The sequence below is a fragment of the Kitasatospora sp. NPDC091276 genome, assembly GCF_040684355.1.
Classification (GTDB): Bacteria; Actinomycetota; Actinomycetes; order Streptomycetales; family Streptomycetaceae; genus Kitasatospora.
In genome coordinates this window covers 196,681-218,446 of the sequence record NZ_JBFBFU010000014.1, presented here as the reverse complement: position 1 = coordinate 218,446, position 21,766 = coordinate 196,681, and the positions used below count along the sequence as shown (strand labels likewise).

General features: G+C 74.8%; 6 protein-coding genes and 2 pseudogenes. 2 read left to right on the top strand and 6 right to left on the bottom strand.

Going from position 1 to position 21,766, the window contains the following annotated elements; translation table 11 throughout:
* Positions 1-766 precede the first annotated feature (766 nt).
* Positions 767-1,102: pseudogene (locus tag AB0O19_RS19855) on the bottom strand (integrase core domain-containing protein); the annotation flags it as partial.
* 6 nt (positions 1,103-1,108) lie between these two features.
* Between AB0O19_RS19855 and AB0O19_RS19850 the strand changes: the two are divergent.
* Positions 1,109-1,219, top strand: a pseudogene (locus AB0O19_RS19850) (2-hydroxyacid dehydrogenase); the annotation flags it as partial.
* A gap of 38 nt (positions 1,220-1,257) precedes the next feature.
* On the opposite strand, the gene AB0O19_RS19845 reads toward AB0O19_RS19850, so the two are convergent.
* Complete coding sequence (locus AB0O19_RS19845) at positions 1,258-2,331, bottom strand: hypothetical protein (protein ID WP_363621053.1); 1,074 nt, start codon at positions 2,329-2,331, stop codon at positions 1,258-1,260.
* 257 nt (positions 2,332-2,588) lie between these two features.
* Here AB0O19_RS19845 and AB0O19_RS19840 point away from each other — a divergent pair, with 257 nt between their 5' ends.
* Positions 2,589-5,765 (top strand): BTAD domain-containing putative transcriptional regulator, encoded by a 3,177-nt coding sequence (locus AB0O19_RS19840; RefSeq protein ID WP_363621051.1) that lies wholly within the window; start codon positions 2,589-2,591, stop codon positions 5,763-5,765.
* An 83-nt stretch (positions 5,766-5,848) separates the two neighbouring features.
* On the opposite strand, the gene AB0O19_RS19835 is transcribed toward AB0O19_RS19840, so the two are convergent.
* The 4 genes from AB0O19_RS19835 to AB0O19_RS19820 all read right to left on the bottom strand — a co-directional run bounded on the left by AB0O19_RS19835 (position 5,849) and on the right by AB0O19_RS19820 (position 21,725).
* The gene (locus tag AB0O19_RS19835) at positions 5,849-6,085 is read right to left on the bottom strand and encodes a hypothetical protein (RefSeq protein WP_363621049.1); all 237 of its coding nucleotides are present in this window, start codon (positions 6,083-6,085) and stop codon (positions 5,849-5,851) included.
* 135 nt (positions 6,086-6,220) lie between these two features.
* The gene (gene ddaH / locus AB0O19_RS19830) at positions 6,221-7,033 is read right to left on the bottom strand and encodes a dimethylargininase (protein WP_363621046.1); all 813 of its coding nucleotides are present in this window, start codon (positions 7,031-7,033) and stop codon (positions 6,221-6,223) included.
* Positions 7,034-7,142: 109 nt separating this feature from the next.
* Complete coding sequence (locus AB0O19_RS19825) at positions 7,143-8,465, bottom strand: MFS transporter (RefSeq protein WP_363621044.1); 1,323 nt, start codon at positions 8,463-8,465, stop codon at positions 7,143-7,145.
* Positions 8,466-8,471: 6 nt separating this feature from the next.
* Entirely contained in the window at positions 8,472-21,725 is a 13,254-nt protein-coding gene (locus AB0O19_RS19820; RefSeq protein ID WP_363621042.1) for an amino acid adenylation domain-containing protein, read from the bottom strand.
* Between the last annotated feature and the right edge of the window lie 41 nt (positions 21,726-21,766).

Sequence of the window (21,766 nt, the reverse complement as noted above, 5' to 3'; positions counted from 1 at the left end):
ATCTGACAACGGCCAGGCAGGGCGCGGGCGGGACCGGACGGTCGTCCGGTCCCGCCCGCGCCCGTCTCCCCCACACGCCACCGGCAGCAGCCAGACATGAGAGGAAGGAATGGGTTGCGGAAGGCAAATGCTGCCTTGACGGCCACTCAACCTGCGCGTTCGTCCCAAGTCCGAACATGGAAGCCGCCCAGTGTCACCCGGTCGGGGTGAGGCAGCCGCGCTTGGTCGGCGCCCATAGGCCGACAAGGAAGCCTCACGTGAGTCGCACACGAATGTCCACTGTCCTTGCGGCCCCTGCCCGCAAGCCGCGCGCGGCCTGCGGGTGAGTCGTAGGTTCACTGTGACGATCGGTGGCCGATGAGGCATGGGAGTGGTTGTAAGAAGCGGAAATGCCTTCGGTACGGACAGCGGTGTGGCATCGAGGATCGCCCCGTTGGAGGTGCGGCAGCCCGCCGTGCAGGATCGAACCCCTCGAACGGAGGCGGAACTGGCGGCGTTACCAAGGCGCTCGAAGGACTACGACTACTCGTCTGCGGCAGCCCTCGGAACGGCGCCGATGAGCCGCGCACCGGCGGGCTGCCTCCGGCACCGGGGTCGTGTCCCAATGAGGTGGTGTAGTGGTCGTTCGCCAACGGTCATGAAATGGGTGGGAGTTCGTTGTGGCCGGGCTCGTTGGGGTAGATCTTCTCCATGCTGGCCTCGGGCAGGTAGCGGCGGGGGAAGGCGGTCCAGAGGCTTCCCACCGAGGCACGGACTGTTTGTAGGCTTATGCGGCAAGTGTCATGCTACTTGACCGGCGCTCGTAGCTGATGAGGCTGAGCTGATCGTTGGCCGGGTGTCTGCGCCAGGTGTTGTACGTGGTCAACCAGCCGAACACGGCGAGTCGGCAGGAGCGGGCCCCGGACCAGCGCCGTGCGCCCTTGAGGGTCTCCCGCTTCAGCGACGCGTGGAAACTCTCGCATGCGGCGTTGTCCGCTGACGTGCCGGCAGCCCCCATGGACTGTGTGACACCCAATTCGCCGCAGAGATCGGCGAATTCACGACTCGTGTACTGAGATCCGTGATCCGAGTGGAAGATCGCGCCGTCGAGGTTGCCACGGGTGACGGCGCCGACTTCACCCACACCGCCGTCGGCCAGATCATCGACGCCACCGCCCGCAACATCGACGACTACGCCGCCGGCCGCACCAACGAGAACACCCTCGTACCGAGGAACTGACCCGTCGTCCACGAGGGCGGCCCGGGGATCGGGCGTGTTCAGCCGTGTTTCGACTCCGGCAGGCGGGCGCAGGGGGCGCCGTCCGGGGTGTCGGGGGCGGTGGTGTCCCAGGCCCGCAGGGCCGTGAGGGCGGCGGCGCGGGCGGGGGCCGTCGGCCGGACGCCCTCCGGGGCGAGCAGGAAGTCGGCGACCGGGGTGAGCAGCAGGGTGGCGGGTCCGGCCGGGAGGAGGCGGGCTTCGTCCCACTGGTGCCGGACGACGGTGCGGCGCAGCAGGGTGCCGTGCCGCGGCCGGAGCGGGCGGGCGAGGGATTCGCGGCGGCGGAGTTCGGGGGCGACCTCGGCCTCCAGGACGGTGCGCACGCCCCCCAGGGAGCCCAGCGGCACGTGTTCGGCGGCGAGGTCGAGCAGCGCGACGGCCTCCGGGGCGAGCCGGTAGGCGGCGACCACGGCGGCGGTCTCGACGGGCTCGAAGGACTGCCGGCCCAGGCGGGCCACGTCGATCACGTCACCCGCCCGGAAGGCGCGGCCGAGCCCCTCCTCCGCGAGGGCGATCAGGCACTCGACGTGGTCGTCGGCCGCCAGGTAGGGCCGGACCGGGACGGTGGCGAGGTCGCCGGTGAGCGCGGCGGTGCCGAGCCGGACCTGGTACCACGGGTCGAGCAGCGGGTCCTCGGCCGGCCAGCGCAGGGTGACGCAGGTGTGCCGGGGGCGCTCGCCGATCAGGGTGACCTCCACGGACTCCACCGGGTGTTCGGTGACCAGCCGGCTGACGGCCTGCCAGAGCGCGGCCTCGGTGGGGCTGACGAGGGTGAGCTCGCCCAGCGGCCGGGGCAGGTCGGACGGGTAGTAGCCGGCCAGCGGGAGGTCGCGGATCGGGCGCACCCCGGTGGCGTCGGCGAGGTCGCGGGCGATCCGGGCGTAACAGTCGGCCCGGTCCCGGGCGCGCTGAAGCTCGGCGCGGGCGTGCTCGCCCATCCGGACGTCCTCCCGGACGAGCGCGGCGAGCACCAGGTAGGGGAGGTCGCGGGCGCCGCGGGCGCGGTGGAGCAGTTCGACCGGTCCGGCGACCGGGTCGACGTCGAGCAACCGGTAGAGCAGGTCGGTGTTCACTGGCGTCGGCCTCCGAGAAACGTGGTGGTCGCCCGGGCGGCGGCACCCGGGGGATGTGGCGGGCCCGGCGGGTCGTACCGGGCCGACGGCTGGGGCCACACCAGTGATTGTGACGGTGGGCGATCAACACCGGATCACTACGGGGTCGATGATCTCTCGACAGCCCACCGGCTGGCGTGGGTTGATAGGGACTCATCAATCGGGGGGCAGACGCGTGCGTGGGCGGGGGCGGGCACATGAAGCGGGCAGGTGCACGAATGGGTGATTTCCGGTTCTCGGTGCTGGGGTTGATGAGAGCGCAGCGCGGCACGACCGTGCTGAAGGTCGGCAGTCCCCAGCAGCAGGCGATGCTGGCGGTGCTGCTGCTCCGGCCGGGGCACGGCGCGAGCGCCACGGACCTGATCGACGCCCTGTGGGGTGAGGAGCCGCCAAGCACCGCGGTGACGACGGTGCGGACGTACGCCTGGCGGTGGCGCAAGATCCTGCACGGCGACGAGCCGGACGCGCCGACCGTGCTGACCTCGGTCGGGGACGGCTACCGACTGGTGCTGCCCAAGCACTCGGTGGACGCGGCGCAGGTCGAGGAACTGGCGGCGCAGGCCGAGCGCACGGCGGCCTCCGGACAGCCGCAGCAGGCCCGTGACCTGCTGAACCAGGCGCTGGAGCTGTGGCAGGGCGAGCCGCTGGCCGGCATCCCCGGCCCGTTCGCGCAGCGGCAGCGCCAGCGGTTGCAGGAGCTCCGGCTGACCCTGTTGGAGGAACGGATCGCCCTGGATCTGACGCTGGGCCGCTTCTCCCGGTGCATCCCGGAGCTGACCGCGCTGACCACCGAGCACCCGCTGCACGAGCGGGCGTACGGGCTGCTGATGCGCGCGCTGTACCAGGCCGGGCGGCAGGCGGACGCGCTGGCGGTGTACCGGAACGCGCGTCAGTTGTTCCTGGACGAGCTGGGGGTGGAGCCCGGGGCCGACCTGGACCAGCTGCACCGGCGGATCCTGGAGGGCGACCTGTCGCTCGCCGCCCCGGCGCCGGCCGCGGCGCCGCTCTCCGGCCCGGTGAAGCCGGCCGGGCCCGGGCCCGAGGCGCAGGATCCGCCGGACGGCCCCGCGGCGGCCGGTGCGCCCGCCGCGCCCGCCGGCACCGGCACGGCGTCGCCCCGACCTGCCCAGCTGCCGCCCGACGCGGCGGACTTCACCGGCCGAACCGTCCTGGTCGAGCGGCTGGGCGCGGCCCTCGGCGCCCCGGACCAGCAGGCGCTGGTGATCGCGACCGTGGTCGGCATGGGAGGGGTCGGCAAGACCGCGCTGGCCCTGCACGTCGCCCACCGGGCCCGCGACGCCTACCCCGACGGGCAGCTCTACGTCGACCTGCGGGGCGCCGACACCACGCCGGCCGACCCGGAGGCGGTGCTCAGCAGCTTCCTGGTGGCGCTCGGCGTGCCGGCCGACGGGGTGCCCGAGGGGCTGGACGCCCGCTCGGCGCTGTTCCGCTCGGTGGTCGACGGCCGGCGGCTGCTGCTGGTGCTCGACAACGTCCACGACACCGCGCAGATCAGGCCGCTGCTGCCGGGCGCGGTCGGCTGCGCCGTGCTCACCACCAGCCGTACCCGGCTCTCGGGCCTGCCCGCGTCCGTCCAGGCCGACCTCGGCGTGTTCGAGCCGGCGGAGGCGCTCGAACTGCTGGGCCGCACGATCGGCGCCGAGCGGCTGGCCGCCGAACCGGAGGCCGCCCGGGAGCTGCTGCTCGTCTGCGGCCACCTGCCGCTCGCGGTGCGGATCGTGGCGGCCCGGCTGGCCGCCCGGCCGAGCTGGACCGTCCAGACGCTGGGCCGCCGGCTGGCGGTCGAACGGCGGCGGATCGACGAGCTGCGCATCGGCGACCTGGCGGTGGAGGCCGCCTTCGAACTGAGCTACCGCCAGTTGACGCCCGCCCAGGCCCGGGCGTTCCGGCTGGCCGCCTCGGTGGACGGCCGGGACATCGGGCTGCCCGCCGCGGCCGCCCTGCTGGACCTGGACGAGTACGACGCCGAGGACCTGCTGGAGTCCCTGGTGGACGTGGCGATGATGGAGTCGCCGTTCCCCGGCCGCTACCGGTACCACGACCTGCTGCGCGCCTTCGCCCGGCGGCGCCCGGACCACCCGGGCGCGGCCGTGGAGGCCCGTGACCGGCTGCTGGACCACCTGCTGGCCACCGCGTGCGCGGCCTTCCAGCACGCCGTCCCGGGAGATCCGGCCGCCGGTGCGCTCGGGCCGGCCCGCAGCGCGGGCGTGGACCTCGGCGGCCCGGACGGCGCCCGGGCCTGGGCCGAGGCGGAGGGTTCCGGGGCGATCGCGCTCGCCGCCCAGGTGGCGTGCTGGACCGTCGCGGACGACACCGCGCCGCCCCCGGCCGACGGCGCGGCACCGGACCCGTTGCGCGCCGCGATCGACCTGCTGATCGCGCTGACGCCGTTCGTCCTCGCCCCGCCCAGCCGCCAGCTCGCCAGTACGGCGGAGGCCCTGGCCGCCGCCGCGGACCACCACGCCGACCACCGGGCAGCTGGTCGGGCGCACTTCCTCCGCGGCAACGTCGCCCTGGCCGCCACCCGGTTGGAGGAGGCCGAGGCGGCCTCCCGGCTGGCGGTGGCCGCCTCCCGCTCGGCGGGCGACACGGTGATCCTGCGCCAGGCGCTGAACGACCTCGGCCTGGTCTGCCAGTTCCTCAGCCGCTACGACGAGGCCGTCGGGCACTACGACGAGGCGCTGCTGCTGGCCCGCGAACTCGGCCACCGCTCCGGGGCGCTGGTGACGACGGTGAACGCCGCGTTGGCCCGGGTGCGCAGCGGGCGGGCCGCCGAGGCCGTGCCGATCTGCCACGAGGCGCTGGCCGAGCTGCGGACCCGGCACGACGATCCCGGCCGGGCGTACACGCTGTACGTGCTGGGGCTGGCGCTGCACGGGCTGGGGCGGCACGAGGAGGCCGTCACCTGGTTCGGCGAGTGCCTGGCGGTGGCCTCGGCGGCCGGGCTGCGGGCCCGGGCCGCGCACGCCCGCTACCGGATGGCGGACAGTCTGCGCTCGCTGGGTCGGACGGACGAGGCGCTGGAGCACGCCGGGCAGGCGCTGACGCTGTGCGAGGAGCTGGGGGCCGAGCGGGACCAGGGCCAGGCGCTGGTGGTGCTGGGCCGGACGCTGGCGGACCTCGGGCGGGAGGCCGAGGCGTGGGGCCGGCTGCGGGAGGCGCATCGGATCTTCGTCCGGCTGGGGCTGCCGGAGGCGGAGGAGGTGGCGGGGCTGCTGCCCCGGGGGGAGGGTCCGAACGCTTCGGCCGCTACGGCTGCTTCGGCCTCTTCGGCTCCGTCGACGTCGTCGGCTCCGTCCGTCCCGGATGGGTGTCGGGGCGGTGGCCGGGGGGCGTCGGGCGCTCCGGTGACGAGCTGCGGGCCGGGCCGCTGACGAGCTGATGACCGGTCACTGAAGAATCGATCCTGCCGCTTTCCGGTGCGGTCAGGAGACAGTGCGGTCAGGAACTGGGGCGGTCAGGAGCCGGTGCTGTTCCAGTCGCCGGTGCTGCCGTGGACGGTGCCGGTGGGGCTGGGCTGGGCGGGGGTGGGCGTCGGCGTCGCGTCGCCGCTCACCACCGTCGCCGTCCCGGTGCCGGCCGTCTCCGCCACGGCGGCCGTGGCGGAGAGGCCGGCGCCCAGGGCGACGACCACCCCGAGACCGACCGTGAACAGCCGGAGGCGGGTGGGGGCGGTGGCCGGACGCTGCGTCATCTCTGGTGCTCCCTTGGCTCGCTTCCCCGGTGGGAAGGGCTTCCGTCGTGGTGTGCCACCAGTCTGGCCGGGAGCGTTCAACGGCGGATCTACAGCCGAGCACCACTGATCACGGCCGCCCGTCGAGGCCGTCGTTCAGGCCGCCGCGCGGATCTCCAGGGTGCAGCACTTGACGCTGCCACCGCCCTTGAGCAGCTCGCTGAGGTCCATCCCGATCGGCCGGAACCCGCGCTCCCGCAGCCGCGCGGCCAGGCCGACGGCCGCCTCCGGCAGCACCACGTGCAGGCCGTCGCTCACGGCGTTGAGGCCGAACACCGCCGCGTCGGCGCCGTCCACCAGCAGGGCGTCGGGGAACAGCCGGCGCAGGACGGCACGGCTGCCGGCCGAGAAGGCCTCCGGGTGGTACATGATCTCGTCGCCGTCCAGCACGGCGAGCGCGGTGTCCAGGTGGTAGTAGCGCGGGTCGACCAGCTCCAGGCCGATCACCGGGCGCCCGAAGAACTCCTGGGCCTCCGCGTGCCCGTCGGCCACGCTGCGGAAGCCCCGCCCGGCCAGCACGGAGCTCGCGGTCAGCAGCAGGTCCCCCTCGCCCTCGTTGACGTGCTCCGGATCGCGCGTCTCGAAGCCCCGGGCGCGGAACCACTCCAGGTAGGCCGGGCCCTCGGCGGCCCGCTCGGCGTTGCGGAAGCGGGCGCCGAGCACCTTGCCGTCCACCACGGTGGCGCCGTTGGCGGCGTAGACCATGTCGGGCAGGCCGGGCAGCGGGTCGATCAGGTCGACCCGGTGGCCGAGCTCGCCGTAGAGCGCGTGGAGCCGCTCCCACTGGGCGACGGCGAGCCCGGTGTCGACCGGCTTCGCCGGGTCCATCCACGGGTTGATCGCGTAGGTGACCTCGAAGTGGGTCGGACGGCACATCAGGTAGTGGCGCGGGCGGGCGGTGCGGGTCATCGGAGGCTCCAGGGGCCGGGAGGGAAGGTCAGGCAGGTCAGGTCAGGTCAGGTACGGGCAGGGCTGGCGGTTCGGGTGCTGCGGCGGTCCGGGTGCTGCGGCGGTCCGGTCAGGAGACGGGACGCCCCGGGCGCTCGGGCAGCTCGGGCGGCTCGGGCCGCTCGGGGAAGTCGCGCAGGCCCCGCAGCGGGCTCGCCAACAGCACCCCTCCGGCGGAGAGCAGCACGCCCGCCATGATCCAGATGGTGGTGCGGGCGCCCAGCGCCTCGCCGAGCCAGCCGCCGGCCAGGGCGCCGACGGGGATCGCACCGTAGTTCAGGGTCGCCGCGCTGGCCCGGATCCGGCCGATCATCTCCGGCGGGCAGTAGGCCTGGTTGAAGCTTCCCGCCAGCACGTTCCCGGCGATCACCCCGCCCACCGCGACGGCCCAGGCGAGCGCGCACACGGCCAGCGGCAGCCGCTCCCCCGCGAGCGGCAGGAGGAGGATGAACGGCGCCACCACCAGCTCGCAGAGCAGCAGTCCGCGCGCGCTGCCGAGCCGGCGGGCGATCCGCCGGGCCAGCGTCGCCCCGGCCAGGCCGCCGACGCTGACCACCGCGAACACCATGCCCACCGCGCCCGGTTCGACGCCGACCGACCGGATCAGGAACACCGTCTGCACCGCCTGGATGCCGTTCAGCCCCAGGTTGCCGACGGCGCCGAACAGCGCCAGCGTCCGCAGGTACGGGTCGTGCGCCAGGAAGCGCACCCCGTCGCCGATCTCCCGCAGGAGGCCGCGCCGCGCGGACCGCGGCGGCGGCTGCTCGACCGTCCGGATCCGGCTGACGCAGATCGCGGAGACCACGTAGCTGACGGAGTCCGCGAGCAGCCCGCTGGCCGCGCCGAACGCCTGCGCCAGCAGACCGGCCACGCCCGGCCCCGCGATGTCGGCCGCGGAGGCGCCGGAGCGCAGCTTGACGTTGCCCTCCAGCAGGTCCTCCTTGCCGACCAGGGTCGGCAGCACGGCCCCGTAGGCGGTGGAGAAGAACACCTTCACGGCTCCGGTGAGCAGGGCCACCACCACCAGCTGCGGCATGCCGAGCACGCCCAGCCAGCCGGCCACCGGGACGCTCGCGAACAGCAGGAGCAGCAGCAGGTCGCAGACCAGCATCACCCGCAGCCGCGGCCAGCGGTCGACCCAGGCGCCGGCCGGCAGGCCGAGGAACAGCCAGGGCAGCCAGGCGGCGGCGTTCAGCACACCGACCGCGAGCGGGCCGGCGTCCAGCGTGACGACGGCGACCAGGGCCAGTGCCACGCTCCCGACGGCCGTGCCGAGACCGCTGGAGGTCTCACCGATCCAGAGCCGGCGGAAGTCGCCGTGGGCCCACAAGCCCCACCGGCCGCGAGGCGGTCCGGTCGGCGGTGCGGCGGGTGCGGGGACGGTGGTGGTCATCGCGGATCACACTCCAAGCTTCTCGGCGAGCACGGCGGCGATCCGTGCGAGGGACTCCGGACGGGTCAGGTCGCCGTGCCCGCAGGCCAAGCGGTGGCTCTCGATCCGGCCGTCCAGGTAGGGCCGCCAAGCCTGCTCGTACGGCCAGTCGGCGGGCTTGTCGAGGGTGGCGCCGAAGAACACGGCGTCGCCCCGGTACTGCTCGGGCAGGTGCTCGGCCATCAGCTTGCGGTGCCGGTCGAACACCTCGGGCAGGACGTCCGCGGCCTCGCCGAGCACGGCCGCCAGGTCGGCCTGGCCGCTGCCGTCCGCCGGGTCGTAGCCCAGCGAGCGCAGCAACTCGGCCAGCGTGTCGGCCGGTTCGGTGGTGAGCGGGGCGGCGTCCGTGCGAACCGCCGGGGCGCCGTCCAACAGGGCCAGCAGGCCGACCGGCGCGCCCTCGGCCCGCAGCCGGACCGCCATCTCCTGGGCGACCACCGCGCCGAAGGACCAGCCCAGCAGGTGGTACGGGCCGGACGGGTGCACCGCGCGGATCTGCCGCACGTAGTCCTCGGCGATCTCGGCGACGCTCGCCGGCGCCCCGCCGCGCAGGCCACGGGCCTGGAGGCCGTACACCGGCAGCTCGGGGTCGAGGTGGCGCAGCAGCCCGGAGTAGACCCAGCTGATGCCGGCCGCCGGGTGGACGCAGAACAGCGGGGCCCGGTCGCCGCCGGTGCGCAGCGGCAGCAGGACGTCCAGGGCGTCGGCCGCCGGGCCCTGGTCGAGCCGGCGGTCGAGCCCGGCCACGGTCGGCGCCTCGAACAGCGCCCGCATGCCGAGGTCGACGCCGAGCGCGGTGCGGATCCGGGAGAGCAGCTTCATGGCGAGCAGGGAGTGTCCGCCGAGGTCGAAGAAGCCGTCGTCGATGCCGACCCGCTCCAGGCCGAGGGTCTCGGCGAACAGCGTGCACAGCAGGCGCTCCCGCGGGGTGCGGGCCGGGCGGCCGGCCGGCAGGGCGGCGAAGTCCGGTGCGGGCAGAGCGCGGTGGTCGACCTTGCCGCTGCCGGTCAGCGGCAGGGCGGGCAGCGCGACGAAGGCGGCGGGCACCATGTGGGCGGGCAGGGACTCGGCGGTGAAGGCCCGCAGCCCGGCCGGGTCGAGCGGACGGTCGGTGACCAGGTAGGCGACCAGCCGGCTGCCGCTGTCGTCCGGTCGGACGACGGCGGCGGCGACCTCCGGGTGGCGGGTCAACGCCTGCTCGATCTCGCCGAGTTCGATCCGGAAGCCACGGATCTTCACCTGGTCGTCGGTGCGGCCCAGGTACTCGATCCCGCCGTCGCGGGTGCGGCGGACCAGGTCCCCGGTACGGTACATCCTCGTACCCTCGGCGAACGGGCTGGCGACGAAACGCTCCGCCGTGAGCGCCGCACGACCCAGGTAACCGCGGGCCAGACCGGCCCCGGCGAGGTACAACTCCCCGGGGACACCGGCCGGCACCGGGTTCAGGTGCTCGTCCAGCACGTACCCGGCGGTCCCGGCGACCGTCCGGCCGAGCACCGGCCGGTCCGCGCCGTCGAGCGGCTGCACCAGCGCGTCCACGGTGGACTCCGTCGGACCGTACAGGTTGTACGCCCGGGTCCCCGGCGCCTCCCGCAACCGCGTCCACAGCGCCTGACCGACGGCCTCACCGCCCAGCAGCACGAGCTTCGGGGCGGGGGCGTCGAGCAGTCCCTCCTCGACCAGTTGGGCCGCGAAGGACGGGGTGGAGTTCACCACGTCGAGGCCGTGCGTGCCGACGTGGCGGACCAGGGCGGCCGCGTCGAGGCGCAGGTCGTCGCCGATCAGGTGCAGCTCGTGCCCGGCGACCATCCACAGCACGCCGTCCCACGAAGCGTCGAAGCACAGCGAGGCCGTCAACGCGACCCTCCGCCGCTCCTCACCCGCCATCAGCTCCATCCGGTGACCCGCCAGCAGAGCCGCGAGGCTCCCGTGCGACACCACCACGCCCTTGGGGCGACCGGTCGAACCCGACGTGTAGATCACGTACGCCGCATCCGCCGCGCCCAGCCGACGGCTCGGAATCCCGTCCGGACCGGGCACATCCGTGACATCCAGAACGGACAACCCCGCCAGCACCTCCGGCAACGGCCAACGCCCGTCACTCAACACCAGCACCGGCGCCGCATCCTCCAGCGTGTACGCCGTCCGCTCCGCCGGATACGACGGGTCCAGCGGCAGGTAGACACCACCGGCCTTCAACACCGCCAACAGCCCCACCACCGACTCCACCGAACGCGGCAGCGCCAACGCCACCACCGACCCGGGGACCACCCCGGCGGCGATCAACCGGTGCGACAGCCGGTTCGCCCGCGCGTCCAACTCCGCGAAGGTCAACGCGACGCCCCCGTGGACCAGCGCCACCGCCTCCGGAGTCGCCACGGCCTGAGCCTCGAAAACGGCCGGAACCAACGGCACCTCCGCCGCCAACGGCACCACCCCGCCCAGCAGTTCGGCCCGCTCGACCGGGGACAGCAGGTCCGCCCGACCGATCGGCTGGTCCGGCCCGGCCGCCACGGCCGCCAGCAGCCGGCCGAGCCGGAGGGCGATCGCCTCGACCGTCTCCCGGTCGAAGAGGTCGGTGGCGAAGTCGATCACGCACTCCAGGCCGGCCGGTGCGCCGTCCGCGTCGAAGGACTCGCCGATGCCGACGCTCAGGTCGAACTTGGCGACCGCGCCGCCGGACGGCTCGACGGAGACGTCCAGACCGGCCGCGTCGAGCGGCGCCGCGTCGCCGTCGCCCTGCATCACCAGCATGACCTGGAAGAGCGGGTGGCGGGCCAGCGAGCGGGCCGGGTTCAGCTCCTCCACCAGCCGCTCGAACGGCACGTCCTGGTGTGCGTGCGCGTCGAGTTGGGTCTCCCGGACGCGGGCCAGCAGTTCGGTGAAGCTCGGATCGCCCGAGGTGTCGGTGCGCAGCACCAGGGTGTTGACGAAGAAGCCGACCAGGTCGTCCAGCGCCTCGTCGGACCGCCCGGCCACCACCGAACCGATCGGCACGTCGGTGCCCGCGCCGAGCCGGGTGAGCAGGGCGGCGAGGGCGGCCTGGACGGTCATGAACATCGTCACCCGCTGCGAGCGCGCCAACGTCACCAGGTCGCGGTGGAGTTCGGCACCCAGCGGATGGACGATCCGGTCGCCGCGGTGGCTGGCGACGGCGCCCCGGGGGCGGTCCGCCGGCAGCGTCAGCTCCTCCGGGAGGTCGGCCAGCGCGTCCCGCCAGTAGGCGAGTTGGCGACCGAGGAGGCTGCCCTGGGCCTGGCCTTCGCCTTCGCCCTCGCCGAGCAGCTCACGCTGCCAGAGCGCGTAGTCCGCGTACTGCACCCGCAGCGGCGCCTGCTCGGGCGCGGCGCCCGCCACCCGCGCCGCGTAGGCCTCGGCGAGATCGCGCAGCAGCGGGCCCATCGACCAGCCATCACCGGCGATGTGGTGCAGCACCAGGACGAGCAGGTGCTCGTCCCGGCCGGCCGGGATCAGGTGGGCCCGGATCGGCAGTTCGGCGGCGAGGTCGAACGGGCGCGAGGTGCAGGCCTCCGGCGCGGTGCCGCCGGGCAGCGGCTCGACGGGGACGCGGGCCGCCTCGGCCGGTCGGATCCGCTGGTACGGGGTTCCGTCCTCCTCCTCGATCACCGTGCGCAGGCTCTCGTGCCGGGCCACCAGGTCGCCGAGGGCGAGCTCCAGGGCCGCGGCGTCCAGCTCGCCCGTCACGCGGAGCACGAGCGGCAGGTTGTAGAGGGCGCTCGGGCCTTCCATCCGGTCGATGAGCCAGAGCCGCTGCTGCGCGAAGGACAGCGGCACCCGCTCGGGCCGCTCAGCGCGGACGGTCAGCGCGAGCCGGTCGCAGCCCGCGTCGAGGCGGCCGGCGAGCCCGGCCGCGGTCGGCGCCTCGAAGACGTCCCGGATGCCCAACTCCGCACCCAGCACGGACCGGACCCGGCTCAGCAACCGGGTGGCGAGCAGCGAGTGCCCGCCCAGCGCGAAGAAGTCGTCCTCCACGCCGACCGCGTCCAGGCCCAGCACCTCGGCGAGCAGGCCGCACAGGATCTCCTCCTGCGGGCTGCGGGCCGCCCGGCCGCCGGACGCCGCCAGGGCGGCGAAGTCCGGTGCGGGCAGAGCGCGGTGGTCGACCTTGCCGCTGCCGGTCAGCGGCAGGGCGTCGAGCGGCACCACGGCGGCGGGCACCATGTAGCCGGGCAGCGACTCGCCGGCGAACCGGCGCAGCGTGTGGGCGAGTTCGGGGGCGGCGGCGCCGTCCACCGCGCAGTAGGCGACCAGCCGTCGGTCTCCTTCGCTGCTCTCCCGAACGGTCACCACGGTCTGGCGGACGGCGGGGTGGCGGGTCAACGCCTGCTCGATCTCGCCGAGTTCGATCCGGAAGCCACGGATCTTCACCTGGCCGTCGGTGCGGCCCAGGTACTCGATCCCGCCGTCACGGGTGCGACGGACCAGGTCCCCGGTACGGTACATCCTCGTACCCTCGGCGAACGGGCTGGCGACGAAACGCTCCGCCGTGAGCGCCGCGCGACCCAGGTAGCCCCGGGCCAGACCGGCCCCCGCCAGGTACAACTCCCCCGGAACACCCGCCGGCACCGGGTTCAGGTGCTCGTCCAGCACGTACCCGGCGGTCCCGGCGACCGTCCGGCCGAGCACCGGCCGCTGGGTGCCGTCGAGCGGCTGCACCAGCGCGTCCACGGTGGACTCCGTCGGACCGTACAGGTTGTACGCCCGGGTCCCCGGCGCCTCCCGCAACCGCGTCCACAACGCCTGACCGACAGCCTCACCGCCCAGCAACAGGAGGCCCGGTTCCGGTGCTTCCAACAGTCCTTCTGCCAGGAGTTGTTCGGCGTACGAAGGGGTGACCTCCAGGACGCCGATTCCGGCCTCGCGCACGTGGCGGACCAGCAGGGCGGCGTCCCGGCGGACCTCGTCGCCGATCAGGTGCAGCTCGTGCCCGGCGACCATCCACAGCACACCGTCCCACGAAGCGTCGAAGCACAGCGAGGCCGTCAACGCGACCCTCCGCCGCTCCTCACCCGCCATCAGCTCCATCCGGTGGCCCGCCAGCAGAGCCGCGAGGCTCCCGTGCGAGACCACCACGCCCTTGGGGCGACCGGTCGAACCCGACGTGTAGATCACGTACGCCGCATCCGCCGCGCCCAGCCAACGGCTCGGAATCCCGTCCGGACCGGGCACATCCGTGGCATCCAGAACGGACAACCCCGCCAGCACCTCCGGCAACGGCCAACGCCCGTCACTCAACACCAGCACCGGCGCCGCATCCTCCAGCGTGTACGCCGTCCGCTCCGCCGGATACGACGGGTCCAGCGGCAGGTAGACACCACCGGCCTTCAACACCGCCAGCAACCCCACCACCGACTCCACCGAACGCGGCAGCGCCAACGCCACCACCGACCCGGGGACCACCCCGGCGGCGATCAGCCGGTGCGCCAGCCGGTTCGCCCGCGCGTCCAACTCCGCGAAGGTCAACGCGACGCCCCCGTGGACCAGCGCCACCGCCTCCGGAGTCGCCACGGCCTGAGCCTCGAACACGGCCGGAACCAACGGCACCTCCGCCGCCAACGGCACCACCCCGCCCAGCAGTTCGGCCCGCTCGACCGGGGTGATCAACGGGAGCAGCCCGATCCGGGTGTCCGGCCGCTGGACGGCCGCCGTCAGCAGCCGCGCGAAGTGGCGGACGACCGTCTCGGCCGTCTCCCGGTCGAAGAGGTCCGTCGCGAAGTCGAGCGCGCAGTCGATCCCGGCGGGTTCGCCCTCCGGGTCGAAGGACTCCTGGGCGATCAGGTTGAGGTCGAACTTGGCGACTCCGGTGGCCGCCGGCAGCGCCTCGCCCCACAGGCCGGTGGGCGGCGCGTCGGCCTGCTCGTTGTTCTGGAGCACCAGCATGACCTGGAAGAGCGGGTGGCGGGCCAGCGAGCGGGCCGGGTTCAGCTCCTCCACCAGCCGCTCGAACGGCACGTCCTGGTGCGCGTAGGCACCGAGGTCGGTCTCCCGGACGCGGGCCAGCAGTTCGGTGAAGCTCGGATCGCCCGAGGTGTCGGTGCGCAGCACCAGGGTGTTGACGAAGAAGCCGACCAGGTCGTCCAGCGCCTCGTCGGACCGCCCGGCCACCACCGAACCGATCGGCACGTCGGTGCCCGCGCCGAGCCGGGTGAGCAGGGCGGCGAGGGCGGCTTGGAGGGCCATGAACACCGTCACCCGCTGCGAGCGCGCCAACGCGACCAGCTCGCGGTGGAGTTCGGTGCCCAGGAGTTGCGACACCCGGTCACCGCGGTGGCTGGCGACGGCGCCCCGGGGGCGGTCCGCCGGCAGCGTCAGCTCCTCCGGGAGGTCGGCCAGCGCGTCCCGCCAGTAGGCGAGTTGGCGGGCGGCCAGGCTCTCCGGATCGACCTCCTCGCCGAGCAGCTCGCGCTGCCAGAGCGCGTAGTCCGCGTACTGCACCGGCAGCGGCGCCCGCTCGGGCGCGGTGCCCGCCGCCCGGGCCTCGTAGGCCTCGGCGAGATCGCGGACCAGCGGGCCCGTCGACCAGCCGTCGCTCGCGATGTGGTGCAGTACCAGGACCAGCACGTGGTCCTGGTCGGCGGTGCGCAGCAGGACGGCCCGGAGCGGGAGTTCGGTGGCCAGGTCGAAGGCCCGGCGAGAGGCCGCGTCGACGGCCTCGGCGACCTCGTCGGCCGGGCAGTCCCGGACGTCGAAGGGCACCGCCGCCGCGTCGGCCGGGCGGATCAGCTGGTGGGGCTCGCCGTCGGTCTCGACGATCACCGTGCGCAGGCTCTCGTGCCGGGCCACCAGGTCGCCGAGGGCGCGCTCCAGGGCGGCGGCGTCCAGCTCCCCGGCCAACCGCAGGGCCAGCGGCGAGTTGTAGAGGGCGCTCGGGCCCTCCATCCGGTCGATCAACCAGAGCCGCTGCTGCGCGAAGGACAGCGGCACCCGCTCGGGCCGCTCGGCCCGGGCGCTCAGCGCGAGCCGGTCGCAGCCCGCGTCGAGGCGGCCGGCGAGCCCGGCCGCGGTCGGCGCCTCGAAGACGTCCCGGATGCCCAACTCCGCACCCAGCGCGCCCCGGACCCGGCTCAGCAACCGGGTGGCGAGCAGCGAGTGTCCGCCGAGGGCGAAGAAGTCGTCGTCGGCGCCGACCGCGTCCAGGCCGAGCACCTCGGCGAGCAGGCCGCAGAGGATCTCCTCCTGCGGGGTGCGGGCGGCCCGGCCGCCGGCGAGGGCGGCGAAGTCCGGGGCCGGGAGCGCGGCGCGGTCCAGTTTGCCGTTGGCGTTCAGCGGCAGGGCGGGCAGCGGCACGATGGCGGTCGGGAGCATGTAGCCGGGCAGTGTCTCCGCGGCGAAGGCGCGCAGTCCGGCCGGGTCGAGGGGGCCGTCGGCGACCACGTAGGCGACCAGGCGCAGGCCGCTGTCGTCGGGCAGGACGGCGGCCCGGTGCACCTGCGGGTGCGCGGCCAGGACGCTCTCGATCTCGCCGAGTTCGATCCGGAAGCCGCGAACCTTGACCTGGTGGTCGGTGCGGCCGAGGTACTCCAGCTCGCCGTCGCGGGTGCGGCGGACCAGGTCCCCGGTGCGGTACATCCGCTCCCCCGCCGCGAACGGGCTGGCGACGAAACGCTCGGCGGTCAGCCCCGGCCGGTTCAGGTAGCCCCGGGCCAGACCGGCCCCGGCCAGGTACAGCTCCCCGGGGACGCCGACCGGCGCCGGGTTCAGGTACTCGTCCAGCACGTACCCGGCGGTCCCGGCGACCGTCCGGCCGAGCACCGGCCGCTGGGTGCCGTCGAGCGGCCGGGTGAGGGCGTGCACGGTGGACTCGGTGGGGCCGTACATGGTGTGGCCGGCGGTCAGCGGGGACGCGCACAGCCTGGTCCACAGGCCCTGGCCGATGGCCTCCCCGCCGAGCAGCAGCAGCTTCGGCGCGGGCTCCTCCAGCAGGCCCTCCTCGACCAGTTGCTCGGCGTACGAGGGGGTGACGTGCAGCGTGTCGATCCCGGTCTCGCGCACGTGGCGGACCAGCAGGGCGGCGTCCCGGCGGACCTCGTCGCCGATCAGGTGCAGCTCGTGCCCGGCGACCATCCAGAGCACGACCTCCAGCGAGGCGTCGAAGCAGAGCGACGCGGTCAGCGCGGCCCGCAGCCGGCCGTGCGCCGCCTCGGCGTCCGCGATCATCGTGGCCCGGTGGCCGGCCAGCAGGGCCGCGAGGCTGCGGTGCGGCACCAGCACGCCCTTGGGGCGGCCGGTCGAGCCGGAGGTGTGGATCACGTACGCGGCGTCCGCCGCGTGCAGGCGGGGCCGCGGGTCCTGTGCCGGGCCGGGCTCGTCCGTGACGTCCAGGACGGGCAGGGCGGCCAGCAGTTCGGGCAGCGGCCAGCGGGCGTCGGTCAGCACCAGGGCGGGCGCGGCGTCCGCGAGCATGTGCGCCGTCCGCTCCGCCGGGTACTCGGCGTCCAGCGGCAGGTAGGCGCCGCCGGCCTTGAGCACCGCCAGCAGCCCGACCACCGTCTCCGCCGAGCGCGGCAGGGCGAGGGCCACCACCGAGCCGGGGGCCACCCCGGCGGCGATCAGCCGGTGCGCCAGCCGGTTGGCCCGCGCGTTCAGCTCCGCGAAGGTGAGCGCGGTGTCCCCGTGGACCAGCGCCACCGCCTCCGGGGTGGCCGCGGCCCGGTCCTCGAACACGGCCGGGAGCAGCGGCGGTTCCCCGGCCGACGCGGGGCCGGCCGTCAGCGCGGCCCGCTCGGCCTCGGGCAGGACCTCGGCGGCGGTGACGGCCAGGTCCGGGTCGGCGGCGGCCTGCCGCAGGATCAGGGCCAGCGCGGCGCCGAGCCGTTCCGCCGTCTCCCGGTCGAACAGGTCGGTGGCGTACTCCAGCCCGCCCGCGAGCCCGCCCGGGGTGCCGTCCGCGCGGTGGCGCTCGGTCAGCGACAGCTTGAGGTCGAACTTGGCGGTGCCGTAGTCGACGGGCTCCTCCGCCGCCGCCACACCGGGGAAGGACGGTCCGGCCTCGGCGGCGGTGGCGAAGGTCAGCATCACCTGGAACAGCGGGTGCCGGGCCAGCGAGCGGACCGGGTTGAGCTCCTCGACGAGGCGCTCGAACGGCGTGTCCTGGTGCTCGTACGCCGCGAGGTCGGTGTCCCGGACGCGGCGCAGCAGTTCGGCGAAGCCCGGCCGGCCGGAGAGGTCGGTGCGCAGCACCAGGGTGTTGGCGAAGTAGCCGACCAGGTCGGTGACGGCCTCGTCGAGGCGGCCGGCGACCGGAGTGCCGATCGGCAGGTCGGTGCCGGCGCCGAAGCGGTGCAGCAGGGTGGCGTAGGCGGCCTGGAGGACCATGAACAGGGTCGCGCCGTGCTGGGCGGCGAGCTCGCCGAGGCGGGCGTGCAGTTCGGCGTCGAGTTCCAGCGGGACGACGGCGCCGCGGTGGGTGGCGACCGGCGGCCGGGGGCGGTCCACGGGCAGCGGCAGCTCCTCCGGCAGGTCGGCCAGCGCGGCGCGCCAGTAGGCGAGTTGGCGGGCGGCCAGGCTCTGCGGGTCGTCCTCGTCGCCGAGCAGGGCGTGCTGCCAGAGCGCGTAGTCGGCGTACTGGACGGGCAGCGGCTCGCCGTCGGGGGCGCGGCCGGCGAGCCGGGCCCGGTAGGCGTCGGTGAGGTCGCGGTAGAGCGGGCCCAGCGAGGCGCCGTCCCCGGCGATGTGGTGCAGGACGAGGACCAGGACGTGCTCGTCCGGGCCCTCGGGCCGCAGGTAGGCGTGCAGGGGCGGGTCGGCGGCCAGGTCGAAGGTGTGACGGGCGAGTTCGTCCACCGGCCGGTCGGTGGTGGTGAGCAGCGGGGCGGTCGGCCCGTCGAGGACGTGCTGGTGGGGGGTGCCGTCGTGGACGGCGAAGACGGTGCGCAGGGCCTCGTGCCGCCGGACGGTGTCGCCGAGGGCGTCGGCTAGGGCGGCGGGGTCGAGCGGGCCGCGCAGCCGCAGGGCGAGGGTCACGTTGTAGGTGGCGGCGGGGCCCTCGGCCTGGGCGAGGAACCAGAGGCGGCGCTGGGCGAAGGAGAGCGGCACCCGTTCGGGCCGGGGGCCGGGCCGCAGCGCCGGCCGGGCCGGGGCGGGCACGTCGGCCGCGCGGTCGGCGAGCCGGTCGGTGAGCCCGGCGACGGTGGGGGCCTGGAAGAGGTCGCCGATGGCGAGTTCGATGCCGAGTTCGGCGCGGGCCCGCCCGGTGAGGCGGGTGGCGAGCAGCGAGTGGCCGCCGAGGGCGAAGAAGTCGTCGTCGATGGTGATGTCGTCGATGCCGAGCAGGTCGCCGAAGAGCTCGCACAGCGCCCGTTCGCGCTCGTCGCGGGGCTCGCGGCCGGTGCCGTCGGCGGCGACGTCCGGGGCGGGCAGGGCCCGGCGGTCGACCTTGCCGTTGGCGTTGAGCGGCAGCGCGTCGAGCAGGACGACGGCGGCGGGGACCATGTAGCCGGGCAGCGTGGTGCCGGCGAAGGTGCGCAGCTCGGCCGGGGTGAGCGAGGCGTCGGCGGTGCAGTAGGCGACCAGCCGGGTGTCTCCGGGGCGGTCCTCACGGGCGATCACGATGACCTGGCGCACGGCGGGGTGGCGGGAGAGCGCCGCCTCGATCTCGCCGAGTTCGATCCGGAAGCCGCGCAGCTTGACCTGGCCGTCGATCCGGCCGAGGAACTCCACGGCGCCGTCGGCGCGCAGCCGCACCAGGTCGCCGGTGCGGTACATCCTCTCCCCGGGCGCGTACGGGCAGGCGACGAACCGCTCGGCGGTCAGCCCCGGACGGTTCAGGTAGCCCCGGGCCAGCCCGGCACCGGCGATGTACAGCTCTCCCGGGACGCCGGGCGGGACGGGGCACAGCCGGGCGTCGAGGACGTAGCTGCGCATGGCGTCGAGCGGGCCGCCGATCGGCACCCGGGGGCCGTCGAGGTCGGCGTGGACGAGCGGGTGGTGGGTCGCGAAGGTGGTGGTCTCGGTGGGCCCGTAGACGTGGGCGAGCAGCAGGTCGGGGCAGGCGTCCAGGACGCGCCGCATCAGGGTGCCGGAGGCGGCTTCGCCGCCGGTGCAGACGACCCGCAGGGCGGCGAAGGTCTGCGGGGCCTGCTCGGCGACGAGGTCGAACAGGGCTTTGGTGAGGAAGACGGCGGTGACGTCGTGGCGGGTGGTGACGGCGTGCAGGGAGGTGGCGTCGAGGGCGCCGGGCGGGGCCACCACGACGGTGCCGCCGGCCAGCAGGGGCGTCCAGATCTCGTAGGTGGCGGCGTCGAAGGCGTGCGGGGAGTGCAGCAGGACCCGCTCGTGCCGGCCGTCCTGCCAGCGCCGGTCGGCGGCGAGGTCGAGGACGTCGCGGTGGCGGACGGCGACGCCCTTGGGGCGGCCGGTGGAGCCTGAGGTGTACATCGCGTAGGCGAGCTGGTCCGGGTGGACGGGCACGCCGGGGCGGTGGGCGGGGGCGGCCGCCTCGTCGCCGGGGCGGACCACCACGGCCCGGTGCGGGAAGCCCGGGTCGGCGCGGTCGGTGAGCAGCACGGGGGCGCCGGTGTCGGCGAGCACGTCGGTCATCCGCTCGGGCGGCAGGCCGGGGTGCATGGGCACGTAGCAGCCGCCGGCCTTGAGGATCGCCAGGGTGGCGACGACGACGTCGACGGAGCGCTCCATCAGCATCGCGACGGGGGTCTCGGTGCCGACGCCGAGGGCGATCAGGTGGTGGGCGAGGCGGTTGGCCCGGGCGTCGAGTTCGGTGTAGTCGAGGGTGCCGCCGTCGTGGGCGAGGGCGGTGGCGTGCGGGGTGCGGTCGGCCTGGCGCTCGAAGGACTCGGCGAGGGTCCCGGGCCGGCCCGGGGCGCCGGTGGCGTTCCACTCGGTGAGGATGCGGGTGCGCTCCTCGGGGGCGAGGACGTCGAGGGTGGCGATGGGGGCGTGCGGGTCGGCGGCGGCACCGGTCAGCAGCAGGCCGAGCCGGGCGGCCAGCGCGGCGACGGTGGTGTGGTCGTAGAGGTCGGCGGCGTACTCGATCGAGCCGGTGAGCCCGGCGGGGGCGCCGTCGGCGCCGTGGCGTTCGGCGATGCCGATGTTGAGGTCGAACTTGGCGACCCGCAGGCCGATCGGTTCGGGCGCGGACTCCAGCCCGGGCAGGTCGAGTTCGGCGTCCTGTCCGTGGTTCTGGAGCACCAGCAGGGTCTGGAACAGCGGGTGGCGGCCGAGGGCGCGGGTCGGGTTGAGCTCCTCGACCAGGCGCTCGAAGGGGATGTCCTGGTGGGCGAAGGCGTCGAGCTGGGCCTCCCGGACGCGGCCGAGCAGTTCGGCGAAGCTCGGGTCGCCGGACGTGTCGGCGCGCAGCACGAGGGAGTTGACGAAGAAGCCGACCAGGTCGTCCAGTGCCTCGTCGGCGCGGCCGGCGAGGCCGGTGCCGAGCGGGATGTCGGTGCCGGCGCCGAGCCTGGTGAACAGTGCGGCCAGGCCGGCCTGGAGGACGGTGAACAGGGTGGTGCGGTGCGCGCGGGCGAGGTCGAGCAGGGCGCTGTGCAGGTCGGCGCCCCAGGCGAGGTCGACGGAGTCTGCGGCGCCGGTGGGGGCGGGCGGCCGGGGGCGGTCCGTCGGCAGCTCCAGCTCCTCCGGGAGCCCGGCCAGCGCGGTTCGCCAGTGGTCGAGTTGGCGGGCGAGCAGGCTCTCGGGGTCGCGCTCGTCGCCGAGCAGGTCGCGCTGCCAGAGCGCGTAGTCGGCGTACTGGACGGGCAGCGGCTCCCAGTGGGGCGCGCGGCCGGCGAGCCGGGCCCGGTAGGCGGTGGCGAGGTCGCGCAGCAGCGGGCCGAGCGACCAGCCGTCGCCGGCGATGTGGTGCAGGACGACGAGCAGCACGTGCTCGGTCGGAGCGAGGGTGAACACCGTGACCCGGATGGGCAGTTCGCGGCTCAGCTCGAAGGTCTCGGCGGCGGCCGCGTCCCGGCGGGCGGGGTAGTCGTCCGGTGCGCAGTCCACGACCAGGAAGCGCGGCTGCGCCTCCTCGGCCGGCAGGATCTGCTGCACCGGGACTCCCCCGGCCACCGGGAACACCGTACGCAGGGCCTCGTGCCGGGCGACCACGTCCACCGTCGCGGCGCGCAGCGCGGCGGTGTCGAGCTCGCCGCGCAGGCGCAGGGCGAACGGAAGGTTGTACAGCGCGGTCGGCCCCTCGATCTGGTCGATCAGCCAGAGACGCTGCTGTGCGTACGAAACCGGGATCACGGTGCTTCCTCTACTCACGTCACGGCACGGGGTGGTCTGGG